The sequence below is a fragment of the Bradyrhizobium sp. 179 genome (assembly GCF_023073535.1).
Classification (GTDB): Bacteria; Pseudomonadota; Alphaproteobacteria; order Rhizobiales; family Xanthobacteraceae; genus Bradyrhizobium.
The window spans coordinates 23,769-41,588 of record NZ_JADPJR010000010.1 but is presented as its reverse complement, the minus strand read 5'-3'; the positions used below and the strand labels follow the sequence as shown (position 1 = coordinate 41,588).

Sequence of the window (17,820 nt, the reverse complement as noted above, 5' to 3'; positions counted from 1 at the left end):
GGGCCAATGCATCGAGGGCGCAAGATTGATGCCTGCACCTGTTGAAGCTTCCAGCGCCCGGTCAGCGCGCTCACGCGACGGCGCGGGAATGCGCCGTGGGCAAGCCGAGTCCCGAGGCGGGTCCCCAAAGCACGCTGTCGGCGATCATCGCTCCGAAGAACGGTGACGAACATGGCCAAGCCGCGGCCACGGACTCAATCGGGCAGGAGGTCTGAACCGACCTGTTGGCCGACGCGGGGACGGCGATCCATGAGAAACTCTCAAAATCAGCGGGTCTTTGATAGGTGCTTTCCGGACCACCGTCGGTACACAAGACGGTACACAGATGGTCTGTGTATTACGCTGCCCCTCCTCTGATCGACAAACGCACAATCGTCAAGCCATCGCAGCGGGCGAAGCTAAGTGAGCCGCCATGGGCTCGGGCAACTTGGTCGGCTATCGAGAGCCCGAGCCCTGAGCCGGACGAACTCTCACCCTTTGCAAAGGGCGCAATGAGTTGCTCCGCTATCGTCGGGTCAAAAACTGCACCATCGTCCCGCACTTCGATCCAGGCAGAGTCTCCATTTTGGCCGATGGCAATGGTGAGTCGACTCCGCGCACCATGGACAAGCGCATTGTGGATGAGATTACCGAGCGCCTCGCGTATGCTGATCGCATTGCCCATGACAACCGGTGCCGGATCCGCCGGCTCGAAGGCGATGTCGACTTCGCGCGACATCGACAGCGGGACGGCGCTCGCAAGGACTGACCTTGCCAACTCGTTGAGCCCGACAGGCGCGGCTTGCGCCGCGTCGGCGCGATGGATGACCATCGCATGGTCAAGCAATTGATTCGTCAAACGCGCCAATTGCGCCGTCCGGTCGCGGATTCGAGCCAGATATTCCGCGCGCCGCTGCGGCGACTTCGTAGTGGAGAGCAGTTCGACTTGCGCATCGAGCGCTGCAAGCGGCGTACGAATCTGATGGCTCGCATTTGCGATAAAGCGCTGCATCAGATTCATTCTGTCGGCAAGGCGCTGCATGAAGCCATCGATTGCGAACACGAGGCTACGGATTTCGAAGGGCGGCTCGGCATGGATGGGGCTAAGATCGTCCGCGCGCCGGTTCGCAATCTCGCTTTCAATCTTGGTGAGCGGCTTCAGGGCAAGACCGATAGCGAAGCTTGCTGCGAGCAAAGCCAGCGCGCTCATGACCGCGATGACGGTCAGCGCCTTGTCAGTTCGCGCGCGAGGGCCGACGACGCGTCCCTGGTCTGGGCGACCACGATCGTTGCCCATTCCAGCCTGAGCAGGGTATCCGATCTGACGGGCCATCGTCGCAATGCGGACGATTTGCCCTTGATAGACACCATCCTCCAGTACGACTCCGCTTCTTGCCGCAGATTCAGTGGCTGTGGAAGCCAACTCCCCATACCCAGCCACGACAATTCCGCGTGGATCCACGACCTTATAGAAGACCATGTCATAGGCCGAGAGCGTCGCGATGGCAGCAACCGGGGGATCGAGAGCGGCGACACCGCCCTGGACGTAGACGTTTTCCGCGATCTGGATCGTTGCTCCGCTCAGAAGGCGGTCGTAGGCTTGCTGCGCCGCTACCGAAGAGTATTGCCAGGCTGCAAGACCGAGGATGACGGCAGCGCCGGCAAGCACCACCGATAGGGTCGCTATGATACGGGAGCGGAGCGAAAGCTGCAGGTCACGTCGCGACAAGCTGATAGCCCAAACCACGCATAGTCCTGATCTCGATGGGTGCATCGGCGAGCTTCCGGCGCAAACGCGCCACAAACTGCTCGATGGCATTTGCGTTGGGTTCTTGGTCGAAGTTGAAGAGCTGCTCGACGAGTTCCTCCTTCGGGACAATACGATCCGGTCTTACGGCCAGGATTTCAAGTACTGCCAATTCGCGGCGCGTCAGATTGAGCGGCCTCTCTTCGATGCTCGCGGCCCGCTCGGTCGATCGTTAACGGCCCGACGCGCAACAGGTTATCCGAAAGACCTATGCTGCGACGCAGCAATGCGCGCGCCCGCGCTTCGAGTTCGCGGTAGTCGAAATGGCTTCGTGAGGTATTCGTCGGCCCCAAGATCGAGCGCGCCGATGCGCTCGTCGACGGCAGAACGTGCCGTGATGACCAGGACGGGCGTCTTGACGCGACGCTTTCGCGAGCACCGTCAAACCGTCTTCGTCCGGAAGATTAAGGTTGAGGATCATCAGGTCATAGGTCTGCACAGCAAGCAGTTCTGTGGCTGCGCTGGCATCGGCACCCCAATCCACCGCGTGACCCGCCGCTTCGAGACGTGCCACCACGGCCTCGGCGATATCGCTGGTGTCTTCAACGACGAGTATGCGCACCTAGGAGCACTCGTACTGGAGTCAGGTAAAAGTCAGTTTCGCGGCTTACTAGCACATCAAGCGCCACAGCGCGCAAGGAAACGCATAGAGGAAAGGGTTCATGAACGCCCCCTTCAACACCAGCACGTTTCCCCGTTGCTTTCGGTTACCGGCGTCACGCTGCAATACAAAACCCCCAGTGCCGTCATCACTGCGACGCGGCGCGTCTCCTTCGACGTGTGTTCGTCGGACCGGTTCGTGCTGCTCGGTCCGTCTGGATGCGGCAAGTCGACCCTATTGAAGGCGATCGGTGGTTATATCACCCCGGTCGAAGGTCGTATCAGTTTGAAGGGCCGCGAGGTGACCCATCCCGGTCCAGATCGGATGATGGTGTTTCAGGAGTTTGACCAACTCCTACCCTGGAAGACGGTACGGGAGAATGTCGTGTTCGCGCTGACCGCAAGCGATCGGGCGACAGCAACTGAGGCGGAAGATCGCGCAAGGTCTTATATCGACAAGGTCGGGCTGACGAAATTCATCGACAGCTACCCTCATATGCTGTCGGGCGGCATGAAGCAGCGCGTCGCCATCGCCCATGGCATGGCGATGGAGCCCGACATCCTGCTCATGGACGAGCCTTTCGCTGCGCTCGACGCGCTAACGCGTCGTAAGATGCAGGACGAACTGCTGCGGCTGTGGGATGACACGCGCTTTACGGTGCTGTTCGTCACGCACTCGATCGAGGAAGCGATCCGCATCGACACGCGCATTTTGCTTCTGTCGCCTCATCCCGGCGAGGTCAAGGCGGAGCTCAACAGCGTACCGCAGCAGGAATTGGGCACTGGCACGCAGGCGGCGCTCGAAACCCGCATCAACGACATGCTGTTCGCAGCACATTGAGGGGAGCGACTAAAATGACCGATCTTCTCACTTTCCGCCCCGAAATAGTTCACGAAGTCCATTCGAGCGACGCACCTGTCATCGCGAAGTCCATTGGCGTCGCCGAGCGTATCTATAGCTTTGGTTTCGTCCGCAAGACCTTGATCCTTGCAGGGCTTGCCATCGCCTGGGAGGCGTATGGCCGCTGGCTCGGCAACCCGCTGCTGTTTCCAACCTTTGGCCAGACCGTCGAGGCCTTCGTCAGCAATATTGCCAGCGGCGTCATTCCGCAGCGCATGCTGGTCTCGCTCCAGACTCTGATGATCGGGTACGGTATCGGCATCGGCTTGGCTGCGTTGCTGACGACGCTGGCGATCGGCTCCCGGATCGGCGCCGACTTGCTTGAGACGCTGACCTCGATGTTCAATCCGCTGCCGGCGATTGCGCTGCTGCCGCTTGCGCTAATCTGGTTCGGCCTCGGCTCGGGCAGCGTGATCTTCGTTCTAGTGCATTCCGTGCTCTGGGCGATCGCGCTGAACACCCATGCCGGCTCCCGATCGGTTTCCAACACGCTGCGCATGGTCGGCCAGAATTATGGGTTGAGCGGCCTCAAGCTGGTACGTCTGATCCTCATCCCCGCAGCGTTCCCTGCGATCCTGACCGGTCTCAAGGTCGGCTGGGCCTTTGCTTGGCGCACATTGATCGCGGCCGATCTCGTGTTCGGCGTCTCGTCCGGAGCAGGTGGCCTCGGCTGGTTCATCTATGAAAATCGGAATCAGCTCGAGACGGCGAATGTTTTCGCAAGGCTGTTCACAGTGATCCTGATCGGGCTCTTCGTCGAGAATGTTATCTTCGCAACGATCGAGCGCAAGACAATCCGACGCTGGGGCATGCAGCACTAAAACCAAGCGCAAATCAAAGACGAACCGCCATACTAGGGGATGATATTGGATGTCGAGGAGCCGCTTAATGGGCGCGTTTGTCGCTGCCGCGATCAGCGCGATGCTTTGTTCGGGCATTGTCCGCGCCGAGGTACGTGAGATCCGCGTCTCCAAGGGATTTGGCATCCTCTATTTGCCGCTGATCGTCATGCAGGATCAGCAGCTCCTGGAGAAGAGGGCCAAGACAGCCGGTCTCGGCGACATCAAGGTAACGTGGCTCATGCTGGATGGCGGCAACGTCATCAACGATGCGATGATGGCGGGTACGCTCGACTTCGCGGGCACCGGCGCGCCCGGATTCATCACACTCTGGGCCAAGGCCAAGGGCATCCCGAATGTCGAGGTGGTCGGTGTGTCCGGCATGAGCTCGACTTCGCTATGGCTTAACACGAACAAGCCTGAACTCAAGTCGCTCAAGGACTTCACCAGCAAGGACAAGATTGCGCTGCCGGTCATCAAGACGTCTCTTGCCGCCGTGGTCCTTCAGATGATCGCGGCCAAGGAGTTTGGAGATGCGAACTTCGCCAAAATGGATCCGAAGACCGTGAGTCTACCACATCCCGAAGCCTTGACGGCGCTTCTGAGCGGAAAAACCGAGATCAACTCGCATTTCACTTCGCCGCCATTCCAATACATCGAAGCAAAGGCGCCCGGACTCCATCGTGTGCTGAACTCGGTCGACTATCTCGGCAACATCACCCTCGACGTCGTCTTCGCTCCGAAAACGTTCGTTGATGCGAATCCGAAGATGACTCAGGCCTTCGTAGATGCAATGGATGATGCGACTGCTCTCATCGCCAAGGACAAGAAACTTGCCGCCGAGATCTACGCCAGGAGTTCAAAAATCAAGGTTGAGCCCGCCGAAATTCGAGAAATGATCGAGGATCCGGATACACGCTTCTCGGTCACCCCGACGGGTATGATGCAGTTCTCTGAGTTCATGCACCGAGCCGGGTCCATCAAACTCAACCCGGCGAAGTGGAGCGATATGTTCGTGCCCCAACTCGCGAGCCGTCCGGGAAATTAGCGTTTGCAACGTTCGTTCGAAGGCCAGCTACCATGGTCTGCTCTTGCGTCGAATTTTATGAATAGGAGTGTAAGGTGCGGTTGAAGCTGCTGAATACTTTGCTGCTATGCTCGTTTGTTTTCGCGGCAAGCTTGAATGAGCTCACAATATCGGCTTCTCGTGGCGAGGAGGCGTCGACGCCATTGACGATAGCCTCGCAGGGAAGTTTTTTCGTCGGCGGACGCGAGGTGCATTCCGACTCCCTCGCGACGGAAGCGAGACGGGATCCGGTTGGAACAATAGTCGTCGATCAGGTCTATGTTCGATATCAGACGCCGCTCGATACGTCCGGCCGGCATCCGGTAGTCTTGATCCATGGCTGCTGCCTTACGGGGAAGACGTGGGAAACCACGCCGGATGGCAGAATGGGATGGGACGAGTTTTTTCTGAGAGCGGGCTATCCCACGTACATCATCGATCAAGCTTGGCGCGGCCGTTCAGCCACTAGCCCTGCGACGAGCAACGCTGTGAAGGCAGGAAAGCTTCCGCCCGACCAACTGCCAGCTGTCTTCGCAGCCGGGCGGGAGAGTGCATGGAAGACCTTCAGATTCGGGCCCGAGTACCCACAGACGTTTGCCGAAATGCAGTTTCCGCTCGAAGCGCAGGCGGAATTCTGGAAACAGATGGTGCCTGATTGGCTTGCCGCGCTGCCGACGCCTAACCCGACGGTTCCCGCCCTCGTCGAGCTCTCGCAGCGTCTAAAGGGCGCGATCCTGATCAGCCATTCGCAGTCCGGCATCTACCCTTTTCAGGCGGCCGCGTTAGATCGCAAGAATATTGCGGGCATCGTATCGATCGAACCTGGGGCTTGTCCGGCTGCAAACAGCGACATGACACCATATGTCGGCATGCCGATCCTGGTTATGTTCGGAGACAATGTCGACTTTGGGCACCCCGCCTGCCCGCCTGCCGAGAATTCGTCATGGCTGCGAGCAAGGCTGGAGCGAAGGCAGAACTAGTCGTCTTGCCGGACCTTGGATTCAAGGGAAACTCTCACATGATCATGCAGGACAAGAATAGTCTGGAGATCGCGAAATGGATTTCTAACTGGATGGACCGCACCGTTCCCCGCGATTCGACACGATAGCGTTTGGATTCAACCTACGCTGTGCGCTGCGCCAATCAGGTACATGGTGGCAGGATGTAAGACGCATTCGGCCGGGCGCGGGCGAAGGCTTCCTGATCTCCTCGCGGCTGCTTCCGCCGACCTCCAGAATCGAGAAAAAGGCAAAAGGCAATTCGATTGCTTAGGACCGGTCTGATCCCTCCTATAAGAACGCGCTTCGTATGTTGCCTCCTCATGGACCGCCTGACCGGTGGATAAGAGTTCAGTCTGCGCCAAAAAGTGCGTCGCGCATCCGCGGGACGCATCGCGGATCTCCCGCCGGCGCCTCAGCGGTTCTCGCAGCTAAGTTGCTCTTAAATGGCAATGTTCTCCTCAGCGTCCTGATGCTACGCTGCGTCCAGCAGGGGGACTAAAACTTGGCTATCTATCGGATACTGCAAAACTCACCTCTTGGGCCTGAAGAGATCAAGCGGCTTTCCAGCGCTTACGAGCAGGCTCTCCGTACCATTGGCGTGCAGGATCGAAACGATCCTCTCACCGAATTGATAGCCAGGAAGATCATTGAGATCGGGCAGACCGGCCTCAAGGACCCTGCCAAGATCTGCGTCCAGGCCATCGAGGAATTGCGCCTGTCCAAAGGATAGCCGTGAGCAAAACGATCTTGCTTCGCCCGGTGAAGCGTCAGAGCTGGACAAACCTTCGGGCACGTGGCCGACTTACGGATCCGCTTGGCGTCCGAATGGCAGATCGCCAAGTCGCCCTTGCGAATGCGCTCGCTCGAGAAGAGGGAGCGCTCGCTTCTACGCGACAGTGCCGTCAATAGACTTACGAGATCGTCTAAGCTGACTTGTTACATCACCGGCAGCGCCATAGGTCGTCCAGCGTGCCTCTCTCGATACCGCGCTCCGGCAAGGATCGAGCCGAATTAAGTCAGCAGTTTTCCCGGATTCATCAAATTTTCCGGATCAAAAGCCTTCTTTAGCGCGCGAAAGGCACTTAGCTCGGTAGGGGACTTGTAGTGTGCTATCTCGGAAAGACGCAGCTGACCGATACCGTGCTCCGCGCTGATGGAGCCTCCGAGGTTGGCTACGATATCGTGGACAACCCGATTGATTTCCTCGCGGCGCTCCGCGAATGCGCGCGGATCGACATCTGCAGGCGGCATAGGATTGTAATGGATATTTCCATCGCCGATATGGCCAAACGCGAAGGGACGAATGCCCGGAAAGGCTTTTGCCAATGCCGCGTCTGCTAGAGCGATGAACTCAGGCACCCGGGAAACCGGTACGGAGACGTCGTGCTTGATGCCCGCGCCTCCGGCCTTCTGGGCCTCGGCCTGACCTTCCCTCAATGCCCAAAGACTACGGCGCTGGGCTTCGGAGTTCGCAAGCACGCCGTCGAGGACTAACCCCTTATCCATTGCCTCAGAGAGCGCCCGTTCCATCGAGGTTCGCAGACCCCCCGGCTCACCTTGACCTGTCGCTTCGATCAAGGAGTACCACGGATATTCTTCTGCAAACGGAGATGTGCTGCCGGGAAGGGCAACCAACACCCATTGCAGGCATTCGCGTCGCATCAGCTCGAAGGCATTGAGGCCTTCGCCCAGCTGCGCACGAGTGAGGTGCAGCAGGTCAAGCGCGGCCGCCGGAGATGGCACCCCCACGAGGGCCGTAGCGACGTCGCGTGGCCGAGGAAACAGCCGTAACGTCGCTGCCGTGATGATGCCGAGTGTTCCTTCGGCTCCGATGAATAGTTGCTTCAGATCATACCCAGTCGAGTCCTTCCGGAGTCCGCGGAGGCCGTCCCAAACTCTGCCATCCGGAAATACAACTTCTATGCCCAGCGCGAGAGACCGCATGTTGCCATAGCGCAGAACCTGGGTTCCGCCGGCACTGGTCGAAAGATTTCCGCCGACCTGACAAGACCCCTCCGAGGCGAGGCTTAAGGGAAATAGTCGATCTACGCCGGCGGCATGCGCTTGTAGGCTGGCGAGCGTCATTCCTGCCTCGACCGTCACGGTGTCGTTGCGCGGATCAATATCCCGCAAGGCCTGCATCCGCTCCAGAGAAATGATGACGCTACGCGGATCGGTAGGCTGAGCGCCGCCTGCCAGGCCGGTATTGCCTCCCTGCGGTACTATCGGAACGCCTATCCTTCGGCAGGCTGCTACGATTGCGGATACCTGCGCTGTACAGGACGGGCGCACAACATAGCGCGCGGAACCGCGGAACGTACTGTCGAAAGAAACGCAGTAGCGTTCGAGTTCGGTCTCCCGCTCGATCATACCCTCAATGCCGACGATGGCGCGAAGGCGCTCGTCGAGATCGTCCGTCAGCATTTCGCCGGTAGGTGCGATGAACACGACCGTGATTTTCCTTCAGGTGAAATCCAATGCCTGCCGGTGCCGGCGCGCCTGTTGACTGAGCACGTTGACCGAGGGGGCACCAAGCTGACCCATCGCTGTCTCCAGCTCATCCCTCAGGAGTTCGGCAACATAGCCTGCGCCTCGCTCACCGAGCGCACCGAGGCCGAGCAGAAATGCGCGGCCCGCGAATGTGCCGTTGGCCCCAAGCGAAATGGCTCGCGCGACGTCCAGTCCCGATCGGATGCCGCTGTCGAACAAGATAGTGGCCTTGCTCCCGACACGTGCCGCAATTGCTGGCAGTACATCATGGCTGCAGGCGCCGCATCGAGTTGACGGCCGCCATGATTGGAAACCAGGATGCCGTCGACTCCCGCTGCAATTGCCTGCTCGGCGTCGACGGGGTGCATGATGCCTTTCACGACCAGGGCGCCCGGCCACGCGTCCCGCATCCGCTTCACGGCATCCCACGAAAACGTACCTTTGATCTGGCTCTGCACGAACCCGGCAGTCTTGGCCAGAGTCGGCGGTTGGTCGACGTATCGCTCCATGTTGCGGAACGCGGGGGTTCCCTGTTTGAGGAGGGCCAGCAGCCAAGGCAATGACGAGGCTACGTCGAATGTGGTTTTGAGGGTGGGGCGGAAGGGCACGACGAGGCCATTGCGCAGATCGCGGGGCCGTTTGGAGCGAACGGGCGCATCCAACGTCGCGGCAAGCACGCGCACGCCGGAAGCGCTCGCCCGCCTGATAAGATCGAAAGTCACGGCGTGGTCAATTTGCCGGGAGACCGTAAAGCTGAAACCATGCATAAGGACCAGCAACCTCTGCGACCTCTTCGATTGTGGCGGTGGCGAGCGTGCCGGCTATGTAGGGTATGCGAGCCTTTCCGGCAGCGGCGGCGAGAATGCGTGTCGCACCGGGCCAAACGATACCGTCGACCCCGACCGGAGAAATGCCAATCGGTGCGGCACAGGGGATGCCGAATAGTTCAACTTCCGTGTTGACAGGGCCGGGCTTGCCATAATTCGGGACGAGCTCCACCGCGTCCAGGGCCATCCGGTTGCGCCGTGCCCCCAAATCATCTCCCGTTCCGCCCTCAAGAAAATCGAAGGCAAAGCGTGGAATGCGGCGACGGGCACGGCGCTCCACATCATCCAGCGTTGGCAAACGCTGACGAAGGCGAGCCTCGGGACTCGTGCCGCTGCCCGCACCCCAGGCTTGGGCATGCCGTGACGAGCGGCGAACATCGCCGGCCATGAGGAAGTGTCCTTATTGCGTGACAGCTTCCACATAGGACGCGTCCAGCCATCACCGCAAATAATTTGCGATGATGGCCGCCATAATTTTGGATGATTTGCTTCGCAAGTTGCTCAACGTGATTTAGTGCGCCTCGCGGCTTGGCGCCGCCCGGCTCCCCCTATAGCGGGCTGCACGTAATTGCTTGCCGATGCTGCGGCTTCGAGTAGGTCGTGGCGAATGATTTCCAGCACGGCTCTAGCTGCCGCGGATACAGTCCGGCGTGGGTGATGCACCCAGGCTATCGATCGGGCGATGCGCGGTTCGGAAAACCGGTGCGCTCTCACCCTGCCGTCGGCCAGCGATTGTTGAAGCGCAATCGTAGGCAACACTGTCACGAGATTTGTGGTCGCGATCACGTCGCAAACCGCGGGCAAGGTGTCGAGCTCCAGCCTGGGCTTCAATTCGATGCCGGCCGTCGCGGCATGCTCTTCCAGGATCATACGTAACCCGTGCCGCTTCGATGGCATGACGAGGTCAAACTCGGCAAGCTGCCCGAAACGCAGTTTGGTCGGCGGCCTTATCGGTGCGTCCTTCCGGCACGCGAGCACCATTTCCTCGTCCATTATGTGATGCGCCGCAAGAGAAACCCGCCTCCGCGGTACGTTGATCAGCGCAAAGTCGAGCTGACCGGAATTCACCCAATCCGTCAGGGTTTCGGTATATCCCTCACAGGCCGAAAGTGTGATCTCCGGGTAGAGGTGCGCGACAGTAGCGGATGAACTCGCCATAGTGCTTTGCGCCACCGACGTGATCAGGCCGACCGATACCCGCCCGGAAATGCGGCCGTTAAGCTGCGCCATTTCCTGCTTGGCATATTCGACGTCTCGCACGATCGGAGATACTAATCGGGCAAGCGCCTCGCCAGCGACGGTTAGCGCCATTCCGTGAATGCTGCGTTCGAACAGTTTCTGGCCCAACTCGGCCTCGAGTTTGGCGATCTGCATACTCAGCGCCGGCTGCACGATGTTGAGCTGACGGGCAGCGCGTGTGACGCTCTTCTCTTCCGTCAGGCACAGGAAGTATTGCATCTGCCTGAATTCCATGGGGGTTCCCTCCTACAGCTCCCGATCCAGCCCAGAGACTGTATCAATGCGGCTGATCTAATTTATCATCAATCATTATTTGTACTGATCTTAACTTACCAATAGAGTCACCTTCAAACGCTTAGATCATGAGCGCTTAGATCGAAGCGGCACGCGCAGCCGAGGCAATCGACGTCAACCGAATTGCTGCGACCGCTTTGCTGACGGTGGGCGTACATGCATCACGGAATAAGGGAGCTGAAGCGAACGCCATGCAGGATCGGAGGCCCACGCGGTTGATTGTCGGCATTTCCGGAGCGTCCGGCGTCGTCTATGGCGTGCGGTTGCTGCAATTGCTGCGCAATGCGGGCGTAGAAACGCACCTCGTGATGTCGAAAACAGCCGAGCAGACCTTCGCTTATGAAACCGACCTGAAGATCACCGAGGTGAGGGCGCTCGCCAACGCGAGCCATGCCATCGACGATATGGCGGCCTCGATCTCCAGCGGCTCCTTCCGCACGGCGGGCATGATCGTCGCGCCGTGCTCGATGCGATCGATGTCGGAGATCGCGTCTGGTGTCACCACGACATTGTTGACGCGGGCTGCCGACGTCGTGCTCAAGGAGCGACGGCGGTTGGTTCTGATGGTGCGCGAGACCCCGCTGCACACCGGGCACTTACGGACCATGACAGCGCTGTCGGAGATGGGAGCGATAATCGCGCCGCCGGTGCCGGCATTCTATGCCAAGCCCGACGATTTGGATGACATGGTCGAGCATACCGTCGGGCGCGTGCTCGACCTGTTCGACATCGATATCGGCGCGGTGCGGCGCTGGGGCGAGGACGAAGCATTGAAGCGTCGTTCATTGCGGAAAATACCTTCCTGACGTTTTGATGGACGACCACAGAGAGAATCGTCAAATGCGGACCGAGAACCTGGCCAGAACCGCGCCGGCAGAGGCGCCAAAAGACTTGCGGGCTTGGCTTGCATACCTTGCCGAGCGGGGCAAGGTCGCTGTCGCGTGCGAGGGCGTGGCGCTTGCCGACGAGCTTGCCGCGATATCAAAGCGGCTCGAGCGCGAGCGTGCGGTCTTGTTTCCGAAGCCGGGCGGGCACGACATTCCGGTGGTCGCCAATCTGTTCGTGGCACGCGATTGGGTGGCCGAATCGATTGGGGTGGACGAGGAGCAGTTGCTAACTCGTTTCCTCGCGGCGGCGCGCGCGCCACTGGCGAGCCGCGAAGTGGCAGCCGGCCCGGTGCATGAGGTCATCCATAACGAGGTTGACCTCCTTCGGCAGCTGCCCATTCCAAAACACAATGAGCGCGATAGCGGACCCTATATTACGGCGGGTCTGTTGATCGCGCGCAATCCGCGCACCGGCGTCCAGAACGTGTCGATCCATCGTTGTCAGATCAGCGGACCAAACCGGATCGGCGTGCTTCTGCTACCCAGACATACGCTGTCCTACTTTCGGATGGCCGAGGAGGCGAGCGAAGCGCTTGAGATCGCGATCGTCATAGGGGTCCATCCTGCTCTCATCCTCGCTTCCCAGGCGATTGCCGCGCTGGACGAAGATGAGATGGGAATTGCCGGTGCACTGCTCGGGCATCCTATCGACGTCGTGAAGTGCAAGACGAACTCCGTCCGAGTTCCCGCCCACGCGGAGATCGTGATTGAGGGACGAATACTGCCGGGCGTACGGGAGCCGGAAGGGCCGTTCGGAGAGTTTCCGCAGTATTACGGTCCGCGTGCCAATCGCGAGGTGATCGAAGTAGACATGGTCACTCATCGTGACCAGCCGATCTACCACACCATCGTCGGCGGCGGTTACGAGCACCTCATTCTCGGTGGTGTCCCCCGCGAGGCGACGCTGCTCCAGCATCTGCGACGCAGTTTTCCGAACGTGCTCGATGTGCGCCTGACCCGCGGCGGCACCTGCCGCTACCATCTAGCAGTCAAGATCCAGAAGATCGCCGACGGCGAGCCGAAGAACATCATCATGTCTGCCTTCGGCGCCCACTATGACATCAAGCAGGTCATCGTTGTCGATAAGGACGTCAACATCGGTGATTCCGACGAGATAGAGTGGGCCGTGGCGACGCGCTTCCAGGCCGACCGCGATCTTTTCGTCGTTTCCGGTGCGCTCGGCTCGAAGCTCGATCCGACTACGAACAACGGCATCAGCGCCAAAATGGGTTTTGATGCGACTGTACCGATGGAGGCGCCCGAACTCGACTTCAAGCGCATCCATGTCAAGGGTGAGGAAGACGTCGACCTCTCCGCGGTCCTGCAGAAAGACCCAAATGCTGCTTTCTCTCGTGCTCTCGCAAGGGCGCGATAGGCGCGCAGGCCCAACGCGCCCGCGAGAGGCGCTGTCGTAGCTTACAGTTCGGGAGGTGGTTGATGATTTCGAGAATGATCTGCGCAGGTCTGGTTGCCGGCGCACTTGCGGCCGCGAGTGTGGTTCCCGTAAGGGCCGAAAAGGCCGATGAAGTCAAGGTCGCCATCAACAACGTTGTCAGCGACGTCGTATTTCATCTGGCGGTCGAGCGCGGCTTTTTTGTCGAGCAGAACCTCAACGTCACGTTGATAGCCTTCGATTTAGGACCGAAAATGATTGCGCCACTGGGCGCGGGGCAGATTGACGTTGGTGCAGGCGCGTCCTCTGCTGGACTTTATAATGCTGTCGCTCGAGGTATCAACGTGAAGGTCGTGGCCGACAAGGGCTCCACACCTCGCTCCTACGACTACATGCCGCTGCTGGTCCGCAAGGGGTTGATCGACAACGGGAGCGTCAAGTCCGTTGCGGACTTGAAGGGACTGAAGTTCGGTGAGGTCGGCCCGGGAGCAGCCACCAACGCAAAGCTCAGCCACATCTTGGCGAGCGCGGGGCTGAGCTATAAGGACGTTACCCATAACTACATCAACTACCCACAGCAAATTGCTGCGTTCACCACCGGCGCCATCGATGCGGCGATCACGACCGAGCCCTCGGTGACGCAGGCGATCGATAATGGTGTCGCCGTGAAGTTCGTCGCGGACGGCTATCCCGATCAACAGGTCGCCGTACTGCTCTATGGCGGCGACTTCATCGCCAAGCGCCCTGCGGTGGCTGAGCGGTTCATGGTCGCCTATCTCAAGGCCGCACGCGTCTACAACGATGCGACCGCAGGCGGAAAGTTCGCGGGAAAGGACGCCGACAAGGTGATCCGGACGATCATGAAGAGCACGGGACTCAAGGATTCGGATTTGTTTCGGAAAATGGTGCCAAACGGCATCGATCCAGACGGAAAGGTCAACGTGAAGAGCATGGCCGAGGATCTGAAGTTTTTTTCCGATAGCGGCTATCTGGAACGACCGGGCAGGGTCGAGGATGTTGTCGACGCGTCATTCGCCGAGAAGGCGGTGCAGACGCTTGGCCCCTACAAGCCCGCCGAAAATTGACGGCAAGAAGGATTTGTCATGGCTATGACGAGCGGGTTGAACAAGCAGGAGCGGCCTCACTTGGTGCCAGACAAGCCGCAGATTTCGCTCTCGGGCGTCACAAAGCGTTTCGGTTCGTCGGGCTTCGTCGCGCTCGACGGTATTACGATCGATATTCCGCAGGGACAATTCTTCGTCATTGTCGGCCCGAGCGGTTGTGGCAAGACGACATTGCTTCGCATCCTGGCCGGACTTGATACGCATAGTGCGGGCACGGTCGCCGTGAACCGGACCGATGAGAAGCGACCAGTAAATTCCATGATCTTTCAGGGCGACTCGCTGTTTCCATGGATGACCGTGTTCGACAACGCTGCATACGGACTGCGGATGCGCCGTGTCCCAGAGAAAGAAGTATCTGAGACCGTCGCGTCATGGCTCGAGCGGATTGGGTTGTGGCGCTTCAGAGATCGGTATCCTGGCCAATTATCGGGTGGTATGCGGCAGCGCGTATCGATCGTGCGGGCTTTTGCTAATGACCCCGAGATCTTGTTCATGGACGAGCCGTTCTCGGCGCTGGACGAACAGAACAAGCTTCTGCTCCATGAGGAACTGCTTCGGATCTGGGAGGCGACCAAAAAGACTGTCGTATTCATCACGCACAGTGTGGACGAAGCGGTTACGCTCGGCGACCGCATCATGATCATGACGGCCAATCCCGGTCGGGCGAAGGGGATCATTGACGTGCCATTTCCGCGTCCGCGAAGCGTGCTGGAACTTAGGCAAAAGCCTGCCTACGGCGATCTCGTCTTCCACATCTGGGAACAGTTGCGCGAGGAGGTACAGCGAGCGCGGCAAAATGCGGAGGGAGAAAAGGTATGAGCTCAGAAGTCAAAGGCCGTGACAGACTGGTCGGGATCGCGACCCCCGTTCTGTTGCTCGGCTTATGGGAACTCGCTGCCCATTTCGGGCTTCTTGACGTCCGCTTCTTTCCGCCGCCATCGGCTATCGTTCACCAATTTGGTGCGCTGATCGCTTCCGGAGAGCTTGGCACCAATGTGATGGCCAGCCTCAAACGACTAGGGCTCGGAATGCTGCTCGGCGGAATTCCCGCGCTATTTCTCGGATTGGCCATGGGCGTGTCGCGACCACTACGGGCAGCGATCGATCCTCTTATCTCGGCGACCTATCCAATACCGAAGAGCGCTATTCTGCCGTTGGTACTTCTGATCTTCGGACTTGGCGAGATGTCGAAGGTCGTGATGGTAGCACTGGGTGCGTTCTATCCGATTATCATCAACACGGTCGTCGGCGTCGCAAACATCGACAAGATCTATCTTGACGTAGGTCATAACTACAGAGCCAACCGCTGGCAGGTATTTCGGACCATCGCTTTTCCGGGGGCGCTTCCATCGATCATGGCGGGCGTCAAGCTAGCAGTCGGTATGGGACTGATCCTGATTGCTATCTCCGAGATGGTCGCGGCCAACGACGGCATCGGCTACATGATTTGGAATGCCTGGCAGGTTCTGACCGTCGACACGATGTATGTTGGCTTGCTCGTGATTGCGGTGCTCGGGTTCCTGTTCTCTATCGTGCTCGATGAGATTGAGCATCGCCTTATCCCCTGGAAGGCGCGGGCATGAACGATCATTTGCCTTTTGCGGCCGGCCAAAGCAGGACAGGTGGCCCCTCGGAATTGACGGCTACCCGTCGGCGCAGCGGCGGCGAAATTCTAGTCGACACGCTGCGGATCCACAACACAGATACGGTGTTCTGCCTGCCGGGCGAGAGCTTTCTGGCCGCGATCGATGCGCTGGCCGGAGCAGGCGATGCGGTCCGCACCATCGTGGCTCGCCATGAGGCCGGGGCGGCGCACATGGCCGAGGCTTATGGGAAGCTGACGGGGCAGCCGGGCATTTGCTTCGTCACGCGAGGACCTGGCGCAAGCCACGCGGCTATCGGGGTTCATACGGCAGCGCAGGACTCGACGCCTATGATCCTGTTCATCGGACAGGTTGCGCGTGGCATGTTGGGACGCGAGGCGTGGCAAGAGGTCGATTTCGGACAGATGTTCGGCGGCATGGCCAAGTGGGTTGTCGAAATCGATCGCGCTGAGCGCATCCCGGAATTGGTGAGTCGTGCGTTTCACGTCGCGGTTTCGGGTCGTCCAGGTCCTGTCGTGGTCTCCCTCCCTGAGGACATGCTTGCCGAAGAGGTCGTGGTGGCGGACGCCAGACCGTACAAGCGATCGGCCGCCCACCCGGGTGCCGATCAACTCCTGCATCTGGGAGAAATGATCGGTGCCGCGGAGAGACCGCTCGTGATCGTGGGCGGAGGAGGGTGGAATACGCAGGCATGCACCAACCTCAAGACGTTCGTCGAAACTTTTGACCTGCCTGTCGTGGCGGGTTTCCGACGACAGGACATTCTGGACAATCGGCACCTCAACTACATCGGTCATGCAGGTCTTGGCCCGAGCCAAACGCTTGTTCGGCGGATACGTAGCGCGGACCTCGTTATTGCCCTCGGTGGCCGTCTCGGCGAGACGACGACGTCAGGATACACCTTGTTTGGTGTGCCGAGGCCATCGCAGACCTTCGTCCATGTGCATGCCGATCCCAACGAGCTTGGCCGTGTCTATCAAGCCGATCTCGCCATCAACGCTGGCATGCCTGAGTTCGCAGCCGCCGTTGCGCAGATGAAACCGACGGCCGGACTGCAGAACGGAACCGCGCAACGAAAGGCTTGGATTGCCTCTGCTCGAGCGGACTTCCTCGCCGAGCAGATCCCGGGGGCGATGCCAGGGCCGCTCGACCTGGGCGCAGTGATGTTACACCTGCGCGAAGTACTCCCGGCAGATGCCGTCATCTCAAACGGTGCGGGCAACTACGCCATCTGGGTGCACAAGTTTCACCGCTATGGCGGCTTTCGTACCCAGCTTGCACCCACGTCCGGTTCGATGGGTTACGGCCTGCCCGCAGCAATCACCGCCAAGCTCGTTCATCCGGAGCGTACCACGGTCTGCTTCGCGGGGGACGGCTGCTTTCTGATGAGCGCTAACGAGCTTGCTACGGCGGCCCGGTATAGGCTCGGCGTCGTCGCGCTCGTTGTCAACAATGGCATGTACGGCTCAATTCGCATGCATCAGGAAAAGGAATATCCTGGGCGCGTTCATGCAACCGAGCTGGAAAATCCGGATTTTGCCGCACTAGCGCGTGCATTTGCTGGCTACGGCGAAGTTGTCGAGAGAACCGAGGAGTTTGCCCCGGCGTTTGAACGGGCAACGGCTTTTGCTGAGAGATACAGTAAGCCCGCCGTTTTGGAGTTGAGGATCGATCCCGAGGCAATCACGCCTTCCACAACTCTCACGCAATTGCGCAGGGCTGCGCAGGCTGCGGCCGATGCTGCCGCGGACCGGCGCGCGGAAGCATGA

16 protein-coding genes and 1 pseudogene are annotated in these 17,820 nt (G+C 59.6%); 11 read left to right on the top strand and 6 right to left on the bottom strand.

Features of this window, described 5'->3' with window-relative positions; translation table 11 throughout:
- Positions 1 to 337 precede the first annotated feature (337 nt).
- A complete protein-coding gene (locus IVB12_RS02970) occupies positions 338 to 1,651 on the bottom strand; it encodes a sensor histidine kinase (RefSeq protein WP_247295608.1) in 1,314 nt (437 codons plus the stop codon).
- 43 nt (positions 1,652 to 1,694) lie between these two features.
- Positions 1,695 to 2,348: pseudogene (locus tag IVB12_RS02965) on the bottom strand (response regulator transcription factor).
- Positions 2,349 to 2,432: 84 nt separating this feature from the next.
- Here IVB12_RS02965 and IVB12_RS02960 point away from each other — a divergent pair.
- The 5 genes from IVB12_RS02960 (at position 2,433) to IVB12_RS02940 (ending at position 6,923) form a co-directional block, all read left to right on the top strand.
- Entirely contained in the window at positions 2,433 to 3,227 is a 795-nt protein-coding gene (locus IVB12_RS02960; protein ID WP_247295605.1) for an ABC transporter ATP-binding protein, read from the top strand.
- Between the two features lie 14 nt (positions 3,228 to 3,241).
- On the top strand, positions 3,242 to 4,108 hold the full coding sequence (locus IVB12_RS02955) for an ABC transporter permease (RefSeq protein WP_247295491.1): 867 nt from the start codon (positions 3,242 to 3,244) through the stop codon (positions 4,106 to 4,108).
- Positions 4,109 to 4,157: 49 nt separating this feature from the next.
- A complete protein-coding gene (locus IVB12_RS02950; protein ID WP_247295489.1) occupies positions 4,158 to 5,174 on the top strand; it encodes an ABC transporter substrate-binding protein in 1,017 nt (338 codons plus the stop codon).
- A 74-nt stretch (positions 5,175 to 5,248) separates the two neighbouring features.
- A complete protein-coding gene (locus IVB12_RS02945) occupies positions 5,249 to 6,172 on the top strand; it encodes an esterase (RefSeq protein WP_247295485.1) in 924 nt (307 codons plus the stop codon).
- A gap of 523 nt (positions 6,173 to 6,695) precedes the next feature.
- Positions 6,696 to 6,923, top strand: a complete 228-nt coding sequence (locus IVB12_RS02940; RefSeq protein WP_247295482.1) for a hypothetical protein — start codon at positions 6,696 to 6,698, stop codon at positions 6,921 to 6,923.
- Positions 6,924 to 7,204: 281 nt separating this feature from the next.
- Here the strand turns inward: IVB12_RS02940 and IVB12_RS02935 are convergent, their stop codons facing one another.
- The 4 genes from IVB12_RS02935 to IVB12_RS02920 form a co-directional block, all read right to left on the bottom strand.
- Positions 7,205 to 8,641, bottom strand: coding sequence for an FAD-binding oxidoreductase (locus IVB12_RS02935; RefSeq protein ID WP_247295478.1), 1,437 nt, complete (start codon positions 8,639 to 8,641; stop codon positions 7,205 to 7,207).
- 116 nt (positions 8,642 to 8,757) lie between these two features.
- Positions 8,758 to 9,462, bottom strand: a complete 705-nt coding sequence (locus tag IVB12_RS02930; RefSeq protein WP_247295475.1) for an alpha-hydroxy acid oxidase — start codon at positions 9,460 to 9,462, stop codon at positions 8,758 to 8,760.
- On the bottom strand, positions 9,413 to 9,898 hold the full coding sequence (locus IVB12_RS02925) for an alpha-hydroxy-acid oxidizing protein (RefSeq protein ID WP_247295473.1): 486 nt from the start codon (positions 9,896 to 9,898) through the stop codon (positions 9,413 to 9,415). The genes IVB12_RS02930 and IVB12_RS02925 overlap by 50 nt, the downstream gene beginning before the upstream one ends.
- 113 nt (positions 9,899 to 10,011) lie before the next feature.
- A complete protein-coding gene (locus tag IVB12_RS02920; RefSeq protein WP_247295470.1) occupies positions 10,012 to 10,983 on the bottom strand; it encodes a LysR family transcriptional regulator in 972 nt (323 codons plus the stop codon).
- Positions 10,984 to 11,234: 251 nt separating this feature from the next.
- On the opposite strand from IVB12_RS02920, the gene IVB12_RS02915 reads away from it, so the two are divergent.
- The 6 genes from IVB12_RS02915 (at position 11,235) to IVB12_RS02890 (ending at position 17,820) form a co-directional block, all read left to right on the top strand.
- Positions 11,235 to 11,849 carry a UbiX family flavin prenyltransferase gene (locus IVB12_RS02915; protein ID WP_247295468.1) on the top strand — a complete coding sequence of 205 codons (615 nt, stop codon included), beginning with the start codon at positions 11,235 to 11,237 and terminating at the stop codon, positions 11,847 to 11,849.
- A 34-nt stretch (positions 11,850 to 11,883) separates the two neighbouring features.
- The gene (locus IVB12_RS02910) at positions 11,884 to 13,305 is read left to right on the top strand and encodes a UbiD family decarboxylase (protein WP_247295603.1); all 1,422 of its coding nucleotides are present in this window, start codon (positions 11,884 to 11,886) and stop codon (positions 13,303 to 13,305) included.
- 74 nt (positions 13,306 to 13,379) lie between these two features.
- Positions 13,380 to 14,408 (top strand): ABC transporter substrate-binding protein, encoded by a 1,029-nt coding sequence (locus tag IVB12_RS02905; protein ID WP_247295465.1) that lies wholly within the window; start codon positions 13,380 to 13,382, stop codon positions 14,406 to 14,408.
- 18 nt (positions 14,409 to 14,426) lie between these two features.
- Positions 14,427 to 15,266 (top strand): ABC transporter ATP-binding protein, encoded by an 840-nt coding sequence (locus tag IVB12_RS02900; RefSeq protein WP_247295463.1) that lies wholly within the window; start codon positions 14,427 to 14,429, stop codon positions 15,264 to 15,266.
- The gene (locus IVB12_RS02895; protein ID WP_247295461.1) at positions 15,263 to 16,030 is read left to right on the top strand and encodes an ABC transporter permease; all 768 of its coding nucleotides are present in this window, start codon (positions 15,263 to 15,265) and stop codon (positions 16,028 to 16,030) included. The genes IVB12_RS02900 and IVB12_RS02895 overlap by 4 nt, the downstream gene beginning before the upstream one ends.
- On the top strand, positions 16,027 to 17,820 hold the full coding sequence (locus tag IVB12_RS02890; protein WP_247295459.1) for a thiamine pyrophosphate-binding protein: 1,794 nt from the start codon (positions 16,027 to 16,029) through the stop codon (positions 17,818 to 17,820). Before IVB12_RS02895 ends, IVB12_RS02890 begins: the two co-directional genes overlap by 4 nt.